Here is a 20,551-nt window from a genome sequence, read left to right as displayed (position 1 = left end):
GATGGTCAGTCGCCCTCCGCGCGGTAGCCTTCACGCTGAATCCACAGGTAAGACCTGAGAAGTACCCCCTTTCCGGACCGCATCTGGAGGAGCCACAGCGATGGCGGAATACACCAGCTCGAGCATCACGATCGAGGCGGCACCGGCCGATGTCATGGGGGTGATCGCCGACTTCGCCCGCTACCCGGACTGGACCGGCGAGGTGAAGGAGGCGGAGGTACTCGCCCTCGACGACCAGGGCCGCGCCGAGCAGGTGCGCCTCGTCATGGACGCCGGCGCCATCAAGGACGACCAGACCCTGGCGTACACCTGGACCGGCGATCACGAGGTCTCCTGGACCCTCGTCAAGTCCCAGATGCTGCGTTCACTCGACGGCTCGTACATCCTCAAGCCCGCAGGGGCGGGCGCGACCGAGGTCACGTACCAGCTGACGGTCGACGTCAAGATCCCCATGCTCGGCATGATCAAGCGCAAGGCGGAGAAGGTCATCATCGACCGGGCCCTGGCGGGCCTGAAGAAGAGGGTGGAGGCCGGGGGCGAGTAGCCACCGCCGCCTACCGCTGTGGGCAGCCGTTCCGCTACCGCTGCGGGCAGTCGTTCCGCAGGGCGGTGGGGGTCCCCCTGCTCGAGCGAAGCCGAGAGCTTGGGGGAGGGTGGGCACAGCCCGACAACACCGGGCGCCGCTGCAAAACGGCTCAACCGTAAGCAACCCCCGAGCGGAGCGTATGCGCACCATCCTGATCACAGGCCCCGGCGGCAGCGGCCGCACCACGGTCGCCGCCACCACCGCCGTGAAGGCCGCCCGCCAGGGCACCCGCACGCTCGTACTGAGCGCGGACCGCACCGACAGCCTCGGCGCCGCCCTCGGCACGCCCACCGGCCCGGAACCCGTCGAAGCCGCCCCGGGGCTGACGGCCTGGCGCCCCGACGCAACAGAGAGCTTCCGGGACGACCTCCTCGCCTTCCAGGAGCGCGCGGCCTCCGCCCTGGACCTGCTGGGTGCCACCCGCCTCGAAGCCGAGGAACTCACCCCGCTCCCCGGCGCCGAGGAACTCGCCCTGCTGCGCGCGCTGCGTGACGCGGCGACGGCGGAGACGCACGACCTGCTGGTCGTCGACCTGCCTCCCGCCCCGCAGGCACTCGCCCTGCTCGCGCTCCCCGAACAACTGCGCCGCTACCTCCGCCGCCTGCTGCCCGCGGAGCGCCAGGCGGCCCGCGCCCTGCGCCCCGTCCTCGGCCGGCTCGCCGGTGTCCCGATGCCCGCGGACTGGCTGTACGAGACGGCCGCCCGCTGGGACCTCGAACTGGGCGCCGTCGAGGCGGTCATGGCGGACCGGGCGACGACCGTACGCCTGGTCGCCGAACCGGGCCCGGCCGGCACCGACGCCGTACGCGCCGCCACCACCGGCCTCGCGTTGCGCGGCCTGCGCGCCGACGGCCTGGTCGCGAACCGGGTCCTGCCCGACGCGTCCCCCGACACCTGGCTCGCGGCCCTCGCGGCCCAGCAGAGCAAGGCTCTGGACGAGTGGCGCGCGACGTACGACGTATGCGAGGTCCCGCACCTCGGCCGCGACCCGCGCGGCACGGACGATCTCGCCGAGCTCCCCGTACCCGGAGTCGTCGACGTCCCGCCGCCCGTCGAGTGGACGGTGGCCGGCCAGCTCGCCGACGACGGCGTCGGCCGAGTCCTCGTATGGCACATCCCGCTCCCCGGCGCCGTACGCGAGGAACTCGAGCTCATCCGGCGCGGTGACGAAGTCGTCGTCACCGCCGGGCAGTTCCGCCGGATCGTCCCGCTGCCGTCGGCCCTGCGCCGCTGCACCGTGGACGGCGCCGCCCTGCGCGACGGCGAACTGCGCATCCGTTTCGCGCCCGACCCGGCCCTGTGGCCGCAGGGCGGGTGACCACGTCCCGCCGTGCGTTCGGCCGAGTCCGGCCGGGTCCCGCGCCCCTGGGGCCGGTGGCCGAGTCCCGGTCCATGCGCGCGGGCACGGTGAACGGCGTCCCGCCGTTCGGGTAACGTCGAGTGGTACAGAGCCAATGCTTGGAGTCCGCCATGAGCGATGAGCGCCCCACGTCCGATGCCTGGGATGACGCGCTCGACGGTGGGGGTCCCCGCTCGTCGAGCGAAGCTGGGAGCCCGGGGGAGCGTGCGACCGACGCCGATGCCTGGGCCAAGGCGTGCGCGGAGGACCTCGCCGCGGAGAAGGCCCGCCGTCGCGGCCAGTACGGCCGCCCTCCGGGGTCGGCCGCCGAGGAACTGCGCAAGCTGGTCGACACCGTCGCCGACAGGCTGTCCGGCCTGCAGTCGCCGCTGCTCGGCGCGGTGGCGGGCGGTGCCGCCCAGCAGATGGTGAACCAGGTGGTGCAGCAGGCCAAGGCCGCCGTCGAGCCCGTCATAGAGCGCAACCCCGACGTCTTCGACCACCTGGCCGCGGCCGGTTCCGAGTTGCTCGCCGCGTACCGCTCCGCGGTCGAGGCGCAGGAGCGGCGCTGGACCCGTGATTCCGGCCCCGAGGGGCCCGGCGAGGAGCCCGGTCCCGGGGAGCACATCGACCTGGACTGAAGCTGCTCGGGTACGGTTGGCCGTAGCGGGGCTCGACCGGAACTGAGGGATTCATGGGACTCACCATCGGCGTCGACATCGGCGGCACGAAGATCGCGGCCGGCGTGGTCGACGAGGAAGGCAACATCCTCTCGACCTTCAAGGTGCCGACCCCCAACACGCCGCAGGCCATCGTGGACGCCATAGCCGCTGCCGTCGAGGGTGCCCGGGCCGGGCACGAGATCGTGGGCGTGGGCATCGGCGCCGCCGGATACGTCAACCGTCAGCGCTCCACGGTCTACTTCGCGCCGAACATCGACTGGCGGCAGGAGCCGCTGAAGCAAGAGGTCGAGAGCCGGGTGGGCCTGCCGGTCGTCGTGGAGAACGACGCCAACGCGGCCGCCTGGGGCGAGTACAAGTTCGGCGGAGGCAAGGGCCACCGCAACGTCATCTGCATCACCCTGGGCACCGGCCTGGGCGGCGGCATCATCATCGGCAACAAGCTGCGCCGGGGCCACTTCGGCGTCGCCGCGGAGTTCGGCCACATCCGGATGGTCCCGGACGGTCTGCTGTGCGGCTGCGGCAGCCAGGGCTGCTGGGAGCAGTACGCATCCGGGCGCGCCCTCGTCCGGTACGCGAAACAGCGGGCCAACGCGACGCCCGAGAACGCCGAGCTCCTGCTCTCGCTCGGGGACGGCACCCCTGACGGCATCGAGGGCAAGCACATCTCGATGGCGGCCAGACAGGGCGACCCGGTGGCGGTGGACTCCTACCGTGAGCTGGCCCGCTGGGCCGGCGCCGGACTCGCCGACCTGGCCTCGCTCTTCGACCCTTCCGCGTTCATCGTCGGCGGCGGTCTCTCGGACGAAGGCGAGCTGGTCCTCGACCCGATCCGCAAGTCCTACCGGCGCTGGCTCGTCGGTGGCAACTGGCGCCCCGTCGCCGACGTCGTCGCCGCCCGGCTCGGCAACGAGGCCGGCCTGGTGGGCGCCGCGGACCTGGCCCGGGAGCCGGACCCGATCATGTGAGACCCGCCTTCGGGCGGCACCGGTCCGCCTTCGGGTGGCACCGGTCAGTGAGCCGAAGAGGCGTCCCGGTGTCGAGAGCGCGCACGCTCGCGCTCTCGACACCGGTCGCCGCGGCTCGGAGAAGGACCGAGCCGGAAAAATTGCGGCGTATCTTGATCGGCATGGCGACGACCCCGCTGCCCAACGCCCGTACCGAGCCGGACGGTTCGGCCGTCATCCGGGTACTGAGCTACAACATCCGCTCGATGCGCGACGACACCGCCGCCCTCGCCCGGGTGATCCGCGCCTGCGCACCCGACCTCGTACTGGTCCAGGAGGCGCCGCGCTTCTTCCGCTGGCGCAAGAAACTGGCCCGCCTCGCCGCCGCGTCGGGGCAGGTGATCCTGTCGGGCGGGGCCACCGCGTCGGGGCCCGCGCTGCTCTGTTCGCTGCGCGCGACGATCGAGCGGACCGAGGACGTACTGCTGCCCCTCACGCCGGGTCTGCACCGGCGCGGATTCGCCACGGCGGTCGTCCGGTTCGGGGGCGCGCGGGTCGGCGTACTGAGCTGTCATCTGTCGTTGCAGAAGGACGAGCGCTACGAGCAGGGCGGCACGCTCCTCGACCGGCTGGCCGCGCTCGACACCCCCTACGCGATCGCGGGCGGCGACCTCAACGAACGGCCGAACGGGCGCACGTTCCGGCGCCTCGCCGCCAGTCTCCAGGACTGCTGGGTGGCCGCTCCCTGGGGCGCCGAGTACACCTCGACGCCGACGGACCCCCACCAGCGCATCGACGCGATCTTCGCCACGGACGGCATCGAGGTCCTCGGCTGTGGGGTGCCTCGCGCCGTCCCGGGAGTCACCGAGGCCGATCTGCGGGCGGCCACGGATCATCTGCCGGTGCTGGCCGCCCTGAGAATTCCGGTCGCCTAGGGCGCAGGCGGGAGTTCGACGACAGGCCCTGGGGCTATCGGGGCGACTGGAGCATCGGGCTTCAGACCACCGCGCCGCGCCCCGGGTCGTCGTCGTCCTCGTCGTCGGGGCGCATCCGAACGACCAGGGTGGCGAAGCCGCCGAGGAAGCCGCCGATGCCGAGGGTGGCCAGCCACCAGGTCATGTTCCAGCCGAGCAGGACGGCGAGCAGGAGCAGGATCGGGCCGCCGAGCACGGCGAGCCAGGCGAACTTGGCCGTGGTGTCCGCGGTGGGCAGCGGGGGCGGCTCGGGCGGTACGAAGTGGCCCTCGTCGTCCTCGTCGTAGTCGTCCTCGGACGGCTCGGGCGTGTTGTAGTCACGGGGGCCCGCGACGCCGGGCGCGAAGGCGACGGAGCTGCCGAGCGGCTTCCCGGACGCGGGTTTGTCGCCCGAAGCGGAGCCCTCGGAGTCCGCTTCGGAGCCCTCGGAGCCCTCGGAGCCCTCGGAGTCCTTGCCGCCCTTGGCGCCCTTCGCGTCCCGGGTGTCCCTGGGCTCGGGGTCGTTGGTCTTGGGGTCCAGGAGTGCCAGGTCCTCCACCGACTTGAAGGGCTTGGCGCCGGGCGGGTCCGGAGGCTCCTCGCCGTACCCGGCGACGATCGCCGCCCACGCGGCATCCTCGTCGAACGACGGGCCCTGCTCCTCGCCGGTCGGCACGTCCTTCTCGTCGGGCTCGCGGTCCGCGTCGTGCTCAGCCACCAGTGGCCGTCCCTTCCTGCTGACCCACCTGACCCACTTGATCCACCCTGTCTGTCCCGTCCGCCTCGTCTGCCTCGTCCGCCTCGTCCGCCCGTCCGGACTCGGCCTCCTTGTCGGTGCCGGCCGTGAGCCGGTCGACAAAGGCGAAGCTCTCCTCGAAGATCCGGTCCCTGTCGTGGTCCAACGTCGCCACGTGGTAACTCTGTTCCAGCAGGATCTCCGTGACGTCCGTGGACGACACCCGGCCGAGGACGCGCGCGGAGTCGGCGAGAGGTACGACATGGTCCTGGACGCTGTGCAGAAGCAGCATCGGCTGCGTGACCTGCGGCAGCTCGCCGTCGACCAGCCGGAGGAAGTTCCGCAGCGAGTGAGCGGCGTGCAGCGGCACCCGGTCGTAGCCGATCTCGACCTCGCCTTCCTTGGCGATGTCGCTGGTGATGCCCTTCGTCGTAGGCACGAAGTGCCTGAGTACCGGGAGGGCACGCGCCGACAGGCCGTGCACCTTGTTCGCCGGGTTGACGACGACGATGCCGCTGACCTCTTCCCCGTACTTGGCCGCGAGCCGCAGCGCGAGCGCGCCGCCCATGGACAGCCCGAAGACGAAGACCTGGGTGCAGCGCTCACGCAGGGCGCGCAGCTCGCGGTCCACCTCCGCGTACCAGTCCTGCCAGCCGGTGAGCCGCATGTCCTCCCAGCGTGTGCCGTGGCCCGGCAGCAGCGGCAACGAGACCGTCAGACCGCGCTTCGCCAGATACTCCGCCCAGGGGCGCAGCGGCTGCGGGGAACCGGTGAAGCCGTGACAGAGGAGGACACCCACCTCTCCGCCCTCGTGGCGGTACGGCTCGGCTCCAGGAAGGACCGGCACCTTCGGTCTCCTGTTCATCGGAAAGGGGCGACGCGACGATCGCCCCGAGACTTCGAGGCGTATTTCACCGTACGCGACGGCACTGACACCGACCAGGGCCGTCGGACCCATTGGCAGTGCTCCGGGTTAAGGTCTGATCTACGGACACAGGAGGCACTCGGGTGATCTACGGCGCAGTGAAGTTTTCCATCGGAGGGCCCCTGAAGCTCGCCTTCAGGCCCTGGGTGGAAGGCCTCGAGAACATTCCCGCCGAGGGACCCGCCATCCTGGCGAGCAATCACCTGTCGTTCTCGGACTCGTTCTTCCTGCCCGCGGTCCTCGACCGCAAGGTGACCTTCATCGCGAAGGCCGAGTACTTCACGACGCCTGGCATCAAGGGCCGGATGACCGCCGCCTTCTTCAAGGGGGTCGGTCAGTTGCCGGTGGACCGCTCCGGAGCGCGTGGCGCGGGTGAGGCGGCGATCAAGAGCGGTATCGACGTCATCGAGCGCGGCGAGCTGTTCGGTATCTATCCCGAGGGCACGCGCTCGCCCGACGGCCGCCTCTACCGGGGCAAGCCCGGCGGCCTCGCGCGCGTGGCGCTCGCCACCGGCGCGCCGGTCATTCCGGTCGCCATGATCGACACCGAGAAGATCCAGCCGCCCGGCAAGGTCCTCCCCAAGCTGATGCGCCCGGGCATCCGCATCGGGAAGCCGCTGGACTTCGGTCGCTACCAGGGCATGGAACACGACCGGTTCGTGCTGCGCGCCGTGACCGACGAGGTCATGTACGAAATCATGAAGCTCTCCGGCCAGGAGTACGTCGACATCTACGCGACCGCCGCCAAACGGCAGATCGCGGAAGCGGCGAAGGCGGAGAAGCAGGCCCAGAAGCAGGCCGGTCAGGCGCGCAAGGAAGCCGAGAAGACGGCGGCCGAGAAGACGGCTGAGAAGACGGCCGAGCAGGGCCAGAAGGCCCAGAAGGACCAGAGCGGCAGGACGGCCGAGAAGGACAATTCGGCCGATCAGGGCGATAAGGACGACAAGGGCAACAAGGGCGAGCAGGAACGGTCCGGCTCCTAGGCGCGTCCGTCAGGGGTGGGGGGATGGGGGACATGGCCAAGCGCGAGAGAGTCATGAGGATGTCGGTCGAGCAGCCGCTGTGGCGCGCGCTCACCGCCTACCGCGTACTGACGATGTGCTACGCGATCGGGCTCTTCGTCTCCGCGTACGACAAGTTCGCACGGCCCCAAGTGGCCATCGCCTACCTCGCCGTGCTCTTCGTGTGGACCCTGGCGACCCTGCCCAAGGTCGCGGGCGCGGTGAGCTGCACCAAGCCGTTCCTCGCCGCCGACCTGACCGTCGCGCTCGTCGGCATCCTGCTCACACCGGTCGCGGACTCCCACGACCGGATCGTGGGCGGCGGCCCCACGCTGCCGTCGATATGGACCGCGGGTGCGGTCCTGGCGTACGCGATCAAGGGCGGCTGGCGCTGGGCTGCCTTCGCGTCGACGCTGGTCGGCATCGCCAACGTCGTGCAGCGCCAGGCCCTCAGCCAGGACACGCTCCACAACGTGCTGCTCGTCTGGGTAGCGTCCATCGCCATCGGGTACGTCGTCGAGGTCGCCCGCGCCTCCGAGCGCACCCTCGCCCGGGCCCTGGAGATCGAGGCCGCGACCCGCGAGCGGGAGCGGCTGGCCCGAGACATCCACGACGGCGTCCTCCAGGTACTCGCCATGGTGCAGCGGCGCGGCTCCGCGCTCGGCGGCGACGCCGCGGAGCTGGGCCGTATGGCGGGCGAACAGGAAGTGGCGCTGCGCACGCTGGTCTCGGGCGGACTGCCCGCCTCCCGGATCTCGGAGGACGCGGCCCAGGGGGCGCTGGTGCGCGCGGTGGACGAGCCCGACGAGTCCGACGAGGACGGCCCCAGCGACCTGCGCGCGATGCTGGCCCCATACGCCACCGCGAAGGTGACCTTCTCCGAGCCGGGCGCCCCCGTGCCGCTCGCCCCGCCCGTGGCGAAGGAGCTGGTGGCCGCTGTCGGTGCCGCCCTCGACAATGTCCACCGGCACGCGGGCGAGGACGCCCGCGCCTGGATCCTCGTCGAGGACGAGCCGGACGCGGTGATCGTGACCGTACGCGACGACGGTCCGGGCATCCCGGAGGGCCGCCTGGCCCAGGCCGAGGGCGAGGGCCGCCTCGGTGTGGCCCTGTCCATCCGTGGCCGGCTCCGCGACATCGGCGGCACGGCCGACCTGATCTCGATCCCGGGCCAGGGCACCGAGGTCGAACTCAAGGTGCCGAAGGTTTCAGGGGAGCGATGACGACGACGGCGGAGTCCGGGGGCCGTGGTGGAGGCGGGCCGACGATGACAGAGGCGATGGTGGCCATGGCGAAGGTGGAGTGGTGATGAGTGAGCAGCGGGGCCCGATCAAGGTCATGGTGGTGGACGATCACCCCATGTGGCGGGACGCGGTCGCCCGGGACCTGAGCGAGTCCGGCTTCGACGTGGTGGCCACGGCGGGCGACGGCGAGCAGGCGGTGCGCAGGGCCCAGGCCGTCGGCCCCGATGTCCTCGTGCTCGACCTCAACCTGCCCGCCAAGCCCGGCGTCCAGGTCTGCAAGGAACTCGTCGGCGGCAATCCCGCCCTGCGTGTCCTGGTCCTCTCCGCGAGCGGTGAGCATGCCGACGTCCTGGAGGCGGTCAAGTCCGGAGCCACCGGCTATCTGCTCAAGTCGGCCTCCACGGAGGAACTGATCGACGCGGTACGCCGCACGGCCGTCGGTGACCCCGTCTTCACACCCGGCCTCGCGGGCCTGGTCCTCGGCGAGTACCGCCGCCTGGCCTCCGAGCCGGCCCCCGCCCCGGGCGCGGACAAGCCCAAGGCCCCGCAGCTGACCGACCGCGAGACCGAGGTGCTGCGCCTGGTCGCCAAGGGCCTGAGCTACAAGCAGATAGCCGAGCGCCTCGTCATCTCCCATCGCACCGTGCAGAACCATGTCCAGAACACCCTGGGCAAGCTCCAGCTGCACAACCGGGTGGAGCTGGTGCGGTACGCGATAGAGCGCGGCCTCGACGACGAATAAACCTGAGCAAACCTGAGTAAACCAAGTAGCCCGCACTACACCTTCGAGTGAAGGCGGATGATCAACGCCCACACAATTCACCAGAATTGACCTCCCCTTCCCTGCCTGAGTGACCTGGATCACGATTAGCGTGAGCGTTACCAGGCAACCGCGGCGAAGGGACATTTCCATGCGGGTCGGAGTACTGACCGGAGGCGGCGACTGCCCCGGACTCAACGCCGTCATCCGGGGCATCGTGCGCAAGGGCGTACAGGAGTACGGCTATGACTTCACCGGCTTCCGGGACGGCTGGCGTGGTCCGCTCGAGGGCGACAGCATTCAGCTCGACATCCCGGCCGTGCGCGGCATCCTGCCCCGTGGCGGCACCATCCTCGGCTCCTCACGTACCAACCCCCTCAAGGCCGAGAACGGCGTCCGGCGGATCAAGGAGAACCTCGCGAAGCAGGAGGTCGACGCGCTCATCGCGATCGGCGGCGAGGACACCCTCGGGTTCGCCGCCACCCTCTCGGACGATCACGGCGTCCCCTGCGTCGGCGTCCCCAAGACCATCGACAACGATCTCTCGGCCACCGACTACACCTTCGGCTTCGACACGGCCGTCAACATCGCCACGGAGGCCATCGACCGTCTCCACACCACCGCCGAGTCGCACATGCGCGTCCTTGTCGTCGAGGTCATGGGCCGGCACTCGGGCTGGATCGCGATCCACTCCGGGCTCGCGGGCGGCGCGAACGTCATCCTCATCCCCGAGCAGCCCTTCGACCTCGACCAGGTCTGCGCCTGGGTCACCTCCCGCTTCCGGGCCTCGTACGCGCCGATCGTGGTGGTCTCCGAGGGAGCGAAGCCGCAGGACGGGGACGTGGTCCTCAAGGACGAGTCGCTGGACGACTTCGGACACGTCCGGCTGTCCGGGATCGGTGAGTGGCTGGCCAAGGAGATCGAGAAGCGCACCGGCAAGGAGGCCCGTACGACGGTCCTCGGTCATATCCAGCGCGGTGGCACTCCCAGCGCCTTCGACCGCTGGCTCGCCACCCGGTTCGGTCTGCACGCCATCGAGGCCGTCCGTGACGGCGACTTCGGCAAGATGGTCGCCCTGCGCGGCACCGACATCGTCCGCGTCCCGATCGCGGACGCCACGGCCCGTCTGAAGACCGTGGACCCGAAGCTGTACGAGGAGGTCGGCGTCTTCTTCGGCTGAGGCCGGAGCTTTTTCGCCCCCGCCGCCCCTACCCGTCCCATCCCGTACCTGGGGGCTGCGCCCCCAGACCCCCGCTATCGGCCTTGCGGCCTCGTCCTCAAACGCCGGACGGGCTGAAATTCAGCCCCTCCGGCGCTTGAGGAGCGGGGTCTGGGGCGGAGCCCCCAGGGATGGGAATGGGTAGGGGCGGCGGGGGCGAAGAACGACCCCCGCTACACGGCGGGCCGTCGCCCGGCGAACGTGTCGGCGCCACGCAACCCGCCGATCAACTCCCGTACGACAGCCGCGCCGTTGAGGCTCAGCACCGATTCCGGGTGGAACTGCACGCCCGCGAACCCGGGCCCGCGCAGCGCATGCACCTCCCCGGCGTCGCTGCGGCTCACCTCCACGTCGTGGGCGGCCAGCTCCGTCGCGGTCTCGTCGTCGCAGTACGCCACGAAGCTGTTGTAGAAGCCGACGGTCTCCGTCCGCCCGAAGAGGTCGATGTCCGTCTGGGCGCCCTGGTACGGGACGTCCTTCCGTACGATCTCCAGGCCCAGCTCCACCGCGATCAGCTCATGACCGAGGCAGACGCCGAGCACTTGGTGACGGTGGCCGCGGATCACCTCGGCGGCGAGAGCGCGCAGGAAGGCCATCTTGGGATCGGCCGTGTCCGAGGGATCGCCCGGACCGGGGCCGAGGATCAGCGGCCCCTCGTGCGCGAGGACCGCCTCCCGCAGCCCCGGCGCGTCGTACCGCCGCACGGTCACCTCCAGCCCCGACGAGCGCAGCACATGCGCCAGCATCGCGGTGAAGGTGTCCTCGCCGTCGACGACCAGGGCATGCCCCTCCAACTCGGCCGCCCGCTCCTGCATCCGCAGCCAGAACGGCGCGAGCGAGGCACGCCGCCCGTCGAGCGCCGCCCGCACCCGCGGGTCGTCCGCCAGCCTCGGCCGTACGCCGTCCGTGTCCTGGCGGCCAGGACGTACCCCCAGCGCGGCCAGCACGCCCGCCGCCTTGGCGTGCGTCTCGGCGACCTCGCTCTCGGGATCCGATCCCCGTACCAGCGTGGCGCCCACCGGCACCTTCAGGCGGCCGCTCGTGGTGATGTCGGCCGTACGGATCAGGATGGGGGAGTCCAGCGTCTGCGCCCCGTTCGTGTCCCGGCCGAGGAGCGCCAGCGCCCCCGCGTAGTACCCGCGTCCGGCACCGTCCCGCCCGAGGGGCTCGTACCGCTCGATCACCCGGCACGCGTTCTGCACGGGCGACCCGGTCACGGTCGCCGCGAACATGGTCTCGCGCAGGACGTCGCGCACGTCGAGCGAGGAGCGGCCCCGCAACTCGTATTCCGTGTGGGCGAGGTGGGCCATCTCCTTCAGCCGCGGCCCGATGACGACCCCGCCCATGTCGCCGACCGTGCACATCATCTTGAGCTCCTCGTCGACGACCATGGAGAGCTCCTCGATCTCCTTGCCGTCGGCGAGGAAGTCCAACAGGTCCTCGGGGGTCGGCCCCTCGGCCGGATAGCGATACGTCCCGCTGATGGGGTTCATCACGACCGTCCCGCCGGACATCCGGACGTGCACCTCAGGGCTGGCCCCGACGAGCGTCCGCTCTCCGGTATGCACCACGAAGGTCCAGTAGGCGCCCCGCTCGCCGACGAGCAGCCGGCGGAACAGGGCGAGCGCGTCGGCCCTGCCGAACCCCGGGATGTCACCCTCGTACGTACGCCGGATGACGAAGTTCGCGCCCTCGCCCCGGCCGATCTCCTCGCTCAGGACGCGACCGACGATCTCCGCGTATCTGTCGTCGGTGACGTCGAAGGCCCCGCCCTCGACGCGTACTTCGTGCGAGGGCAGCTCCGACAGGGCTTGTTCCAGGGGGAGTTCGTATCGCTCCTCGGCGGTCAGGACAGCGAGCGGCGTGCCGTCGTCTCGGACGTCGAATCCGCGCTCGCGGATCTGGCGGAAGGGGATGAGGGCCAGGCCCTCGTCGGGGATGTCGGCGAGCCGCTCGTACGGGGTGACCGGGCCGACCAGGACTTCGACGGTGTGGTGGTCGTGGCCTGGGGTGCGGCGGCGCAGCAGGGCGAAGGGCCGGTGATCGGCCAGGAGCTGAGCGATGAGCATGGGGTTCCTTCCTTCGTGGGAGGGAGGAACGGCCCGTGTCCGGCTGGTTCGGAAACCGGCTGGTGGAAACAGTGAAGGCCGCCCCTCGGGCGGCCTTCGCGATGTCTGGATACGCGCAGTCAGTGGGCCGCCGGACGAGCGGTCCACCACCAGGTCTGGTTGCTGTGCGCGAACATGCGCCGCACCATACCCCATGCCCTGCCCGGTGCGCTGGGCTTCTCGGCGTCGGGCTCCGGAACCTTCCGTTCCGGTCGAGCGCTGACTGTCTCAATTGATGAGCAGACGGCTGGACGCCCGACATGACCCCGTAATGTGGACGACGTGACCGTGAACGCTAAGTCCAGCGCGAGCGCTGGCAACACCTGGCGAGACCTGCCCGCGGCGCAGCAGCCCGAGTACCCCGACACCGAGGCTCTGCGCGCAGTGATCGCGGACCTCGAGTCGTATCCGCCGCTCGTCTTCGCGGGCGAGTGCGACCAGCTGCGCGCCCGGATGGGAGCCGTCGCCAAGGGCGAGGCGTTCCTGCTGCAGGGCGGCGACTGCGCCGAGGCCTTCGACGGCGTGTCCGCCGACCACATCCGTAACAAGCTCAAGACCCTGCTCCAGATGGGCGCCGTCCTCACGTACGCGGCCTCCGTGCCGGTCGTGAAGGTGGGCCGCATCGCCGGCCAGTACTCCAAGCCGCGCTCCAAGGGGACCGAGACCCGCGACGGCGTGACGCTGCCGACCTACCGCGGCGACTCCGTCAACGGCTTCGAGTTCACCGAGGCGGCCCGGGTGCCGGACCCCGAGCGGCTGAAGCGGATGTACCACGCCTCCGCCTCCACGCTGAACCTGGTCCGTGCCTTCACCACCGGCGGCTACGCCGACCTGCGCCAGGTGCACGCCTGGAACCAGGACTTCGTGAAGTCGTCCCCGTCCGGGCAGCGCTACGAGCAGCTGGCTCGAGAGATCGACCAGGCGCTGAACTTCATGCACGCCTGCGGGGCCGACCCGGAGGAGTTCAAGACCGTCGAGTTCTACTCCTCGCACGAGGCGCTGCTGCTCGACTACGAGTCGGCGCTGACCCGCGTCGACTCGCGCACCGGGCAGCTGTACGACGTCTCGGCGCACATGGTGTGGATCGGCGAGCGCACCCGCCAGCTGGACCACGCGCACATCGAGTTCGCCTCGAAGATCCGCAACCCGATAGGGATCAAGCTGGGCCCGACGACGACGGCCGAGGACGCGCTGGAGTACGTCGAGCGTCTCGACCCCGACCGTGAGCCGGGCCGGCTGACCTTCATCGTCCGCATGGGCGCCGACAAGGTCCGCGACAAGCTGCCCGAGCTGGTCGAGAAGGTCACCGCCTCGGGTGCCACGGTGGCCTGGGTCACGGACCCGATGCACGGCAACACCTTCGAGGCGGCCTCGGGTCACAAGACCCGCCGCTTCGACGACGTGCTGGACGAGGTGAAGGGCTTCTTCGAGGTCCACAAGGAGCTGGGCACCCACCCGGGCGGCATCCACGTCGAGCTCACCGGTGACGACGTCACCGAGTGCGTGGGCGGCGGCGACGAGATCTTCGTCGACGACCTGCACCAGCGCTACGAGACGGCCTGCGACCCGCGCCTGAACCGCAGCCAGTCCCTGGACCTGGCGTTCCTGGTGGCGGAGATGTACCGCGACCAGTAGCGGGGCCGGTAACGGCGCCAGTGGCGCCGCCAGTGGCGGGCCGGTTGTTCGCCGGTGGTGACAGAAGCACGCGGTGGGGCGCGGATCACATACGATCCGCGCCCCTCGCTCTTTTGCGGCCTTCCTGTGGCGGGTAAGGTTAGGTTAGCCTCACCGAGGAATCGGGATGGCGCCTACGAACTCCGCCGGGGAGGTGAACCGCGTGTACGTCTGCAACTGCTTCGGGGTCACCGAGGCGCAGGTGAAGAAGCACGCGGCGGACGGCGCCTGCACTCCCCGCCAGATCGCGTCGGCCTGCAAGGCGGGCACGGACTGCGGCTCCTGCGTCCGGCGTATCCAGGCACTGCTGGGCCGGTCCGCCTGCCCCCGCGGTGAGCAGGCCGATCAGGGCATGCCTGTTCTGACGGGGGTCGCAGAGGTTTCGGAGATCGCGGAGGCCGCCGAGCTGGACGAGGCGCTGCGCGAAGCGGCCTAGCCCCGCTCCCACCGCTCCCGGCCCGCCGGGCCGCGGTTCGAAGATTGCCGTTCGAAGACTGCCGTTCGAAGATCGCCGCTCAGCTGTCCGGCTGCTCGATGAGCTGGGCGATGTAGAGCGCCTCGCCGAGCTTCTCCACCAGCTCCAGCTGGGTGTCCAGATAGTCGATGTGATGCTCCTCGTCCGCGAGGATCGACTCGAAGATGTTCGCGGACGTGATGTCGCCCTTGTTCCGCATCACCTCGATCCCGCGCCTGAGGCGGTCGATCGCCTCCACCTCGATCTGCCGGTCCGCCTGGAACATCTCCGTGACCGTCTGCCCGACCCGGACATGGAAGAGCCGCTGGTAGTTCGGCAGGGCCTCCAGGAAGAGAATCCGGTCGGTGAGCACCTCCGCGTGCTTCATCTCGTCGAAGGACTCGGATCGCGTGTACTTCGCGAGCTTGGTCCAGCCGAAGTTCTCCTGCATCTTCGCGTGCAGGAAGTACTGGTTGATCGCGGTGAGCTCGGCGGTCAGCTGCTCGTTGAGGAATTCAATGACCTCGGGGTCGCCCTGCATCGCAAAGGCTCCTTCCAAGCGGGGGGACTGGCAGGATGCCGCGCATGATTGCACCGGCGCCGAGGGCTGGTCCAGTAAGTGCAGGCTTAGTAGGAGTTGCCCGAATCGGGACAGGCCTGGTCATCTGCACCGTCATTGGTCTGTCAGGATGGAGGTATGGGGCAGCCGGTGGAGCGCGAATCTGGAGACGCGGCACAGTCACAGCTTCCGCCAGGACAGCGACTGCAACGCGGCTGGCCGGTCACGCACTACGGACCCGTACCCAAGTTCCGTCCCGAGCGCTGGGAATTCAGGGTATTCGGCGCGACCGCCGACGGAGAGAAGCACTGCTGGAACCATGAGGAGTTCTCGGCCCTGCCCTACGCCACGGTCGTGGCCGATCTGCACTGCGTGACGAAGTTCAGCATGATCGGCGCCGAGTGGGGCGGCATTCCGGCCCGTACGATCCTGGAGATCGCGCCGCCCGCCCCCAGCGTCACCCATGTGATGGTCTGGGCCGAGTACGGCTTCAGCTCGAACCTTCGCCTCACCGACTTCGCGTCGGAGCGCACGATCTTCGCCACCCACAAGGACGGCGAGCTGCTCACCGCGGAGCACGGTTTCCCGCTGCGCCTGGTGGTGCCCCATCTGTACGCCTGGAAGGGCCCCAAGTGGGTCCGGGGTGTCGAGTACATGACCGCCGACCGCCGTGGCTTCTGGGAGGAGCGCGGCTACCACAACATCGGCGATCCCTGGCGGGAGCAGCGCTACTCGTACCAGGAAGAGCCCGGGGACGGCCCCGAGCTCTGATTCCTGTCGTCTTCCCCGTGCGTCGGTGCCCGTGCGTCAGTGGTGGTACTGGTGCACCACCGCGTGGCCTTTGCCGCGGCCGATCATCCACTTGTTCACAGGCAGGGTGATCACGAAGGCGGCTGCCAGTGCGATGGCCAGGACCCACCAGAACATCGGGTCCGCGAGATGGGCGTCCATCGCGCCCGGCCAGAAGGCGATCACGCCGTTGTCGATCAGTTCCATCACGGTGATGGAGAGGGTGTCCGCGGCGAGGGCGACCCGGATCGCGGCCTTCAGCCCGACGTTGGCCTTGAGCACTCCGCGCAGCGTGAGTGAGTAGCCGAAGAAGAACGCCAGCACGATCGCCAGGGTCATCGTCGGCACGTTGCCCCAGCCCAGCGCGGTGCCGATCACCATGCCGAGCACTTCGCCGATGGCGCACCCGGTGAGGCAGTGGAGGGTCGCCTGTGCGGCCATCCTCCAGCTGACCTTGCCGATGCCGTGCGCGTGCGCGTCGTGCGTGTGCGCTTCGTTCGAGTGCGCTTCGTTCGAGTGCGCGTCGTGCGTGTCGTGCTGCATGAGTAGCCCCCCAAAGGCCCGGTAGCGGTTCCTGCTCACTGCGGTGAACCGTATACCCCCTAGGGGTATTTCCTCAAGAGGGGTGTCCGCTACCGGAGGCACATGAGTTCTGCGGGAGGTACGCGAGGTCTTCGGAGCTTCCGGCCTGGGTCAGGCGTCGCGGAGTTTCTTGAGCCGTTCCACGTCCATCGCGTGCCCTTCCTTCCCGCCGGGCGTCTCGATGATCAGCGGTACGCCCTCCGTGGCCGGGTGGGTCATCAGGGCACGGAACGGGTCCTCGCCGATGTGGCCGGCGCCGATGTTCTCGTGGCGGTCCTTGTGGGCGCCGACCACGTCCTTGGAGTCATTGGCGTGGATCAGCTTCAGACGCCCCTCACCGACCGTCTCCACCAGCAGGTCGAGGGTCTGGTGCATTCCTGAGGGCCCGGTGAGGTCATGACCCGCCGCGAAGACGTGGCAGGTGTCCAGGCAGACGCCCAGCTTCGGATGGGCGTCGAGCGCCTCGAAGTACGGCCCGAAGTCCCAGGTGCGGGAACAGAGCGAGGCGCCCTGCCCGGCGGTCGACTCGAGCAGGAGGTACGGGTCGTCGTCGTGGGTCAGCTCGTCGAGCAGCGGCAACAGGTACGCGCGTACCTGCTTCAGCGCGACCGCCCGCTCCCGCCCGCCGGTCGCCGAACCGGTGTGCACGACGACGCCCAGCGCTCCGATCTCGCGCCCGCGGCGCAGCGAGTGCCGCAGCGACTCCACCGACCTCTCGACGGTCGCCTCGGTGTGCGAGCCGAAGTTGATCAGATAGGGCGCGTGAACGTACGCGGGGATCGCCCCGGCGGCGCAGGCCGCGCGGAACTCCTCGTCCTGACGCGGGTTCCCCGGCGGTGTCGCCCAGCCGCGCGGGTTGGCGACGAAGACCTGAACGGCCTCGGCGGCCAGATCGCGCGCGTACGAGAGCCCTACGGAGGCGAGGCCACCGGCCACGGGGACGTGGCCGCCGACGGGGTTGCGGGACTGCTGAATGCTCACCCGCTCAGGGTGTCACGAGGTCTTTGGCGGTCCGGCGGCGGATGGCCGCTCCCCTCGGCCGGCCGCCGGTACGCGAACATCACTCGATCTCGATGGTGATCGACGAGCCCTTCGGCGCCGTGTCCCCGCCGTCCACCGACTGGCCCTTGACCGTGTCTCCGAAGAGCCCGAACAGGCCGCGGTCCTCCTCGACCTGGAAGCCGGCGTCCTCCAGCTCCCGCTTCGCGTCGTCGACCTTGTCGCCCACGACGTCCGGCACCTCGACCATTTCCGGGCCCTTGGAGATCGTCAGCGTGACGGTGTCGCCCGTGGCCAACTGGCGGCCGTCACCCGGCGCCTGCGCTGCGACCTGGCCCGCGTCGAAGTCGGAGTTGACCCGCTCGGTGGCGACCTTGACCTTCAGGCCCGCGTCCGTCAGCTCCTGACGCGCGTCGGCGAGGTCGTCGCCCCGGACGTCGGGCACCTCCACCGGGCTGCCCCGGCTGATGGTGAGCGCGATGGCCGAGCTGGCGCGGCGCTCGGTGCCCGCACCCGGCTCCGTGCTGATCACATAGCCACGGGTGACGTCCTCGCTGAAGGACTTGGTGATCATGCCTGCCGCCAGGCCCTCGTTCTTCAGCCGCTCCTTGGCCTTGCTCAGCTTGTAGCCCTCGAGGTCCGGTACCCGTACGGTCTCCGGGCCCTTGGAGATCGTCAGCGTCACCGCGTCGTTGTCGCGGATCCGGGCGCCCGTCTTGGGATCGCTGCTGATGACCGTGCCGCGCTCGACCGTGTCGCTGTACTCCCGCTTGATCTGCTTCACATCGAGCCCGGCGTTCGCAAGGCGCTGCTTCGCCTTCGCCTCGGTCATCGTCAGCACCGGAGGGACCTTGGTGAACTGGCCGGAGTTGATGTACCAGACGCCCGTGCCGACGCCGAGGATCAGCAGCACCGCGGCGACGATCGCGAGCATCCCGCGCCGGGGGCGCCGGGGAAGGGCGCGGCGGCGTGACGGAGCGGAAGGCGGCGGGGGTTCGAGGAGACTCGTGTGGTGGATCGCACGATCGCGCCCACTCCCGCCCCCGTCTCCGTGCTCGCCCTCGTCCTCGTTCACGGGCAGGAGGCGTGACACGGACAGCGAGCGCGGGATCACGCTCGTACGGTCCTCGGCGTTGTCGTGATCCACGGTGAGGGCCTGCGGCGGTACGGCGTCCAGCTGGGAGGCGCTCAGCCCGCTCCGCGCGTCCCTGGCGTGCGCGAGCAGCGCCACCGCGTCGTGCGGGCGCACGTCCGGAGTGCGCGCGGTCGCCGACGCGACCAGCTCGTCCAGGGCGTAGGGCAGGCCGGGGACCGCCGCCGACGGCGGCGGTACGTCTTCGTGCAGGTGCTTGTAGAGCACCAGCGCGGGTGAGTCGCCCAGGTGCGGCCGGTCGCCGGTCAGCATCTCGTAGAGGACGATTCCGCACGCGTACACGTCGACCCGGGGATCGGCCGTGCCGTGTTCGATCTGCTCCGGGGCGAGATACGACACTGTGCCTAGGACGGCCCCGGTCGTGTTCGTGACGGTGTCCACGGCCCGTACGAGTCCGAAGTCCGCGACCTTGACGCGGCCGTCGTCCCCTATCAGGACGTTCTCCGGCTTCATGTCGCGGTGTACGAACCCGGCGCGGTGCGCGGCGCCGAGCGCGGCGAGTACCGGCTCCAGGATGTCCAGCGCGGCCCGGGGCTGCAGCGCGCCGCGCTCGCGCAGCACGTCACGGAGGGTGCATCCGGCGACGTACTCCATCGCGAGATAGACGTACGAGCCGTCCGTGCCCTGGTCGAAGACCTGCACCACATTGGGGTGCGCGAGCCGGGCCACAGACTTGGCCTCGCGGATGAACCGGTCGACGAACGTGGCGTCGGCGGCCAGTGTCGGATGCATCACCTTGAGCGCGAGCACGCGGTCGAGGCGGGTGTCCACAGCCCGGTAGACCGTGGCCATCCCGCCGACCGCGACCCGTGCGTCGATGCGGTAACGGCCGTCGAGCACCTGCCCGACCAACGGGTCCTGAAGGGTCGTATCCACGCAGGTGAGTGTACGAGCCGACACTGTCAGCCCCGTCCGTTCGGTCGAGATCGGAGCGGGACTGCAGCTGACCTGTGACGCTGCCGCGCCCCTTCAGGGGCGCGGCGAACTGCGCGACCAGCCGCGGAGGGCCCGCAGCCGAAAGCGAACCCGTCCCATCCACCCGCGGTGGTCAGAAGGCGGGCCGCTCCGGGTCCAGGCGGGCCATGCCCTCCGCAGGAGAGGACGCCTCGGCGAAGTGGCGCCGAGGGATACGCCCAGCGAGCCGCGCCAACCGCCCGGCCTCGACCGCGTGCCGCATCGCCGCGGCCATCAACTCCGGTTCCTGCGCCCGCGTCACCGCCGAGGCCAGCATCACCCCCGCGCACCCCAGCTCCATGGCGAGGGCGGCGTCGGACGCCGTACCGGCCCCGGCGTCCAGAATGACCGGCACGCGCGCGTGCTCCACGATGAGCTGGAAGTTGTGCGGGTTGCGGATCCCGAGCCCGGAGCCGATGGGCGAGCCGAGCGGCATGATCGCGGCGCAGCCCACGTCCTCGAGCTTGCGTGCGAGAACGGGGTCGTCGTTCGTGTACGGCAACACGGTGAAACCGTCGTCGACCAAGGTCTCCGCGGCGTCGAGCAGTTCGATGGGATCGGGCAGCAGCGTGCGCTCGTCGGCGATGACCTCCAGCTTGATCAGGTCGGTGCCGAGGGCTTCGCGCGCGAGGCGGGCCGTCAGGACCGCCTCTCCGGCCGTGTAGCAGCCCGCCGTGTTCGGGAGCACACGGATGCCGAGCCGGTCGAGCACGGACAGCACCGAGCCCTGCACGGAAGCGTTGACGCGGCGCATCGCGACCGTCGTCAACTCCGTACCGGACGCGACGAGCGAGCGCTCCAGCACATCGAGGCTGGGGGCGCCGCCGGTGCCCATGATGAGGCGGGACGTGAAGGACGTACCGCCGAGGAGGAACGGATCGTCGGCCAT

At 70.2% G+C, this 20,551-nt stretch carries 21 protein-coding genes; 12 read left to right on the top strand and 9 right to left on the bottom strand.

The window, feature by feature from the left end; translation table 11 throughout:
- Nucleotides 1–100 precede the first annotated feature (100 nt).
- The 5 genes from FGD71_RS26035 to FGD71_RS26015 all read left to right on the top strand — a co-directional run bounded on the left by FGD71_RS26035 (nt 101) and on the right by FGD71_RS26015 (nt 4,487).
- On the top strand, nt 101–544 hold the full coding sequence (locus FGD71_RS26035) for an SRPBCC family protein (RefSeq protein WP_119102952.1): 444 nt from the start codon (nt 101–103) through the stop codon (nt 542–544).
- A gap of 181 nt (nt 545–725) precedes the next feature.
- Entirely contained in the window at nt 726–1,904 is a 1,179-nt protein-coding gene (locus FGD71_RS26030; protein ID WP_119102951.1) for an ArsA family ATPase, read from the top strand.
- 152 nt (nt 1,905–2,056) lie between these two features.
- Nucleotides 2,057–2,566 (top strand): DUF5304 domain-containing protein, encoded by a 510-nt coding sequence (locus FGD71_RS26025; protein WP_119102950.1) that lies wholly within the window; start codon nt 2,057–2,059, stop codon nt 2,564–2,566.
- A gap of 53 nt (nt 2,567–2,619) precedes the next feature.
- On the top strand, nt 2,620–3,573 hold the full coding sequence (locus tag FGD71_RS26020; RefSeq protein ID WP_119102949.1) for an ROK family glucokinase: 954 nt from the start codon (nt 2,620–2,622) through the stop codon (nt 3,571–3,573).
- Nucleotides 3,574–3,734: 161 nt separating this feature from the next.
- Nucleotides 3,735–4,487: an endonuclease/exonuclease/phosphatase family protein gene (locus FGD71_RS26015; protein WP_119102948.1), complete on the top strand. Its 753-nt coding sequence runs from the start codon at nt 3,735–3,737 to the stop codon at nt 4,485–4,487.
- 61 nt (nt 4,488–4,548) lie between these two features.
- On the opposite strand, the gene FGD71_RS26010 is transcribed toward FGD71_RS26015, so the two are convergent.
- A complete protein-coding gene (locus FGD71_RS26010) occupies nt 4,549–5,223 on the bottom strand; it encodes a hypothetical protein (protein ID WP_119102947.1) in 675 nt (224 codons plus the stop codon).
- Nucleotides 5,216–6,088, bottom strand: coding sequence for an alpha/beta hydrolase (locus FGD71_RS26005; RefSeq protein WP_119102946.1), 873 nt, complete (start codon nt 6,086–6,088; stop codon nt 5,216–5,218). The genes FGD71_RS26010 and FGD71_RS26005 overlap by 8 nt, the downstream gene beginning before the upstream one ends.
- A 164-nt stretch (nt 6,089–6,252) precedes the next feature.
- On the opposite strand from FGD71_RS26005, the gene FGD71_RS26000 reads away from it, so the two are divergent.
- The 4 genes from FGD71_RS26000 (at nt 6,253) to FGD71_RS25985 (ending at nt 10,351) form a co-directional block, all read left to right on the top strand.
- Nucleotides 6,253–7,149, top strand: coding sequence for a lysophospholipid acyltransferase family protein (locus FGD71_RS26000; RefSeq protein ID WP_240436772.1), 897 nt, complete (start codon nt 6,253–6,255; stop codon nt 7,147–7,149).
- A 32-nt stretch (nt 7,150–7,181) separates the two neighbouring features.
- The gene (gene macS / locus FGD71_RS25995) at nt 7,182–8,390 is read left to right on the top strand and encodes a MacS family sensor histidine kinase (RefSeq protein WP_420878348.1); all 1,209 of its coding nucleotides are present in this window, start codon (nt 7,182–7,184) and stop codon (nt 8,388–8,390) included.
- An 85-nt stretch (nt 8,391–8,475) separates the two neighbouring features.
- The gene (locus tag FGD71_RS25990) at nt 8,476–9,153 is read left to right on the top strand and encodes a response regulator (protein ID WP_119102944.1); all 678 of its coding nucleotides are present in this window, start codon (nt 8,476–8,478) and stop codon (nt 9,151–9,153) included.
- Nucleotides 9,154–9,322: 169 nt separating this feature from the next.
- A complete protein-coding gene (locus FGD71_RS25985) occupies nt 9,323–10,351 on the top strand; it encodes a 6-phosphofructokinase (protein ID WP_119102943.1) in 1,029 nt (342 codons plus the stop codon).
- 212 nt (nt 10,352–10,563) lie between these two features.
- On the opposite strand, the gene FGD71_RS25980 is transcribed toward FGD71_RS25985, so the two are convergent.
- Nucleotides 10,564–12,459 (bottom strand): anthranilate synthase family protein, encoded by a 1,896-nt coding sequence (locus tag FGD71_RS25980; RefSeq protein ID WP_119102942.1) that lies wholly within the window; start codon nt 12,457–12,459, stop codon nt 10,564–10,566.
- Nucleotides 12,460–12,578: 119 nt separating this feature from the next.
- Nucleotides 12,579–12,635, bottom strand: coding sequence for a trp operon leader peptide (locus FGD71_RS50220; protein ID WP_360166934.1), 57 nt, complete (start codon nt 12,633–12,635; stop codon nt 12,579–12,581).
- A 145-nt stretch (nt 12,636–12,780) separates the two neighbouring features.
- Between FGD71_RS50220 and FGD71_RS25970 the strand changes: the two genes are divergently transcribed.
- Complete coding sequence (locus FGD71_RS25970; protein WP_119102979.1) at nt 12,781–14,133, top strand: class II 3-deoxy-7-phosphoheptulonate synthase; 1,353 nt, start codon at nt 12,781–12,783, stop codon at nt 14,131–14,133.
- 166 nt (nt 14,134–14,299) lie between these two features.
- On the top strand, nt 14,300–14,608 hold the full coding sequence (locus FGD71_RS25965; protein ID WP_119102941.1) for a (2Fe-2S)-binding protein: 309 nt from the start codon (nt 14,300–14,302) through the stop codon (nt 14,606–14,608).
- 79 nt (nt 14,609–14,687) lie between these two features.
- On the opposite strand, the gene bfr is transcribed toward FGD71_RS25965, so the two are convergent.
- The gene (gene bfr, locus FGD71_RS25960) at nt 14,688–15,167 is read right to left on the bottom strand and encodes a bacterioferritin (protein ID WP_119102940.1); all 480 of its coding nucleotides are present in this window, start codon (nt 15,165–15,167) and stop codon (nt 14,688–14,690) included.
- A 156-nt stretch (nt 15,168–15,323) separates the two neighbouring features.
- Between bfr and FGD71_RS25955 the strand changes: the two genes are divergently transcribed.
- Nucleotides 15,324–15,956, top strand: a complete 633-nt coding sequence (locus FGD71_RS25955; protein ID WP_119102939.1) for a sulfite oxidase-like oxidoreductase — start codon at nt 15,324–15,326, stop codon at nt 15,954–15,956.
- 36 nt (nt 15,957–15,992) lie between these two features.
- Here FGD71_RS25955 and FGD71_RS25950 read toward each other — a convergent pair whose 3' ends face one another.
- From FGD71_RS25950 to FGD71_RS25935, 4 genes are all read right to left on the bottom strand, one after another.
- Nucleotides 15,993–16,517 carry a DUF4396 domain-containing protein gene (locus FGD71_RS25950; protein WP_119102938.1) on the bottom strand — a complete coding sequence of 175 codons (525 nt, stop codon included), beginning with the start codon at nt 16,515–16,517 and terminating at the stop codon, nt 15,993–15,995.
- Between the two features lie 150 nt (nt 16,518–16,667).
- Complete coding sequence (locus tag FGD71_RS25945) at nt 16,668–17,537, bottom strand: deoxyribonuclease IV (protein WP_119102937.1); 870 nt, start codon at nt 17,535–17,537, stop codon at nt 16,668–16,670.
- Nucleotides 17,538–17,616: 79 nt separating this feature from the next.
- A complete protein-coding gene (gene pknB / locus FGD71_RS25940; protein WP_162931222.1) occupies nt 17,617–19,584 on the bottom strand; it encodes a Stk1 family PASTA domain-containing Ser/Thr kinase in 1,968 nt (655 codons plus the stop codon).
- Nucleotides 19,585–19,756: 172 nt separating this feature from the next.
- Nucleotides 19,757–20,551 carry a thiazole synthase gene (locus tag FGD71_RS25935; RefSeq protein WP_119102935.1) on the bottom strand — a complete coding sequence of 265 codons (795 nt, stop codon included), beginning with the start codon at nt 20,549–20,551 and terminating at the stop codon, nt 19,757–19,759.

Origin of the sequence: Streptomyces sporangiiformans, assembly GCF_005768555.2 — a bacterium.
Lineage (GTDB): Bacteria > Actinomycetota > Actinomycetes > Streptomycetales > Streptomycetaceae > Streptomyces > Streptomyces sporangiiformans.
The sequence above is the reverse complement of the archived record's forward strand: the minus strand, read 5'-3'. Positions and strand labels throughout refer to the sequence as shown.

Coding starts and splice junctions, on each gene's coding strand:
- FGD71_RS26035 (WP_119102952.1), top strand. CDS start 101: ATGGCGGAATACACCAGCTCGAGCATCACGATCGAGGCGGCACCGGCC.
- FGD71_RS26030 (WP_119102951.1), top strand. CDS start 726: ATGCGCACCATCCTGATCACAGGCCCCGGCGGCAGCGGCCGCACCACG.
- FGD71_RS26025 (WP_119102950.1), top strand. CDS start 2,057: ATGAGCGATGAGCGCCCCACGTCCGATGCCTGGGATGACGCGCTCGAC.
- FGD71_RS26020 (WP_119102949.1), top strand. CDS start 2,620: ATGGGACTCACCATCGGCGTCGACATCGGCGGCACGAAGATCGCGGCC.
- FGD71_RS26015 (WP_119102948.1), top strand. CDS start 3,735: ATGGCGACGACCCCGCTGCCCAACGCCCGTACCGAGCCGGACGGTTCG.
- macS (WP_420878348.1), top strand. CDS start 7,182: ATGGCCAAGCGCGAGAGAGTCATGAGGATGTCGGTCGAGCAGCCGCTG.
- FGD71_RS25990 (WP_119102944.1), top strand. CDS start 8,476: ATGAGTGAGCAGCGGGGCCCGATCAAGGTCATGGTGGTGGACGATCAC.
- FGD71_RS25985 (WP_119102943.1), top strand. CDS start 9,323: ATGCGGGTCGGAGTACTGACCGGAGGCGGCGACTGCCCCGGACTCAAC.
- FGD71_RS25980 (WP_119102942.1), bottom strand. CDS start 12,459: ATGCTCATCGCTCAGCTCCTGGCCGATCACCGGCCCTTCGCCCTGCTG.
- FGD71_RS25965 (WP_119102941.1), top strand. CDS start 14,300: ATGGCGCCTACGAACTCCGCCGGGGAGGTGAACCGCGTGTACGTCTGC.
- bfr (WP_119102940.1), bottom strand. CDS start 15,167: ATGCAGGGCGACCCCGAGGTCATTGAATTCCTCAACGAGCAGCTGACC.
- FGD71_RS25955 (WP_119102939.1), top strand. CDS start 15,324: ATGGGGCAGCCGGTGGAGCGCGAATCTGGAGACGCGGCACAGTCACAG.
- FGD71_RS25950 (WP_119102938.1), bottom strand. CDS start 16,517: ATGCAGCACGACACGCACGACGCGCACTCGAACGAAGCGCACTCGAAC.
- FGD71_RS25935 (WP_119102935.1), bottom strand. CDS start 20,551: ATGGCCGACGATCCGTTCCTCCTCGGCGGTACGTCCTTCACGTCCCGC.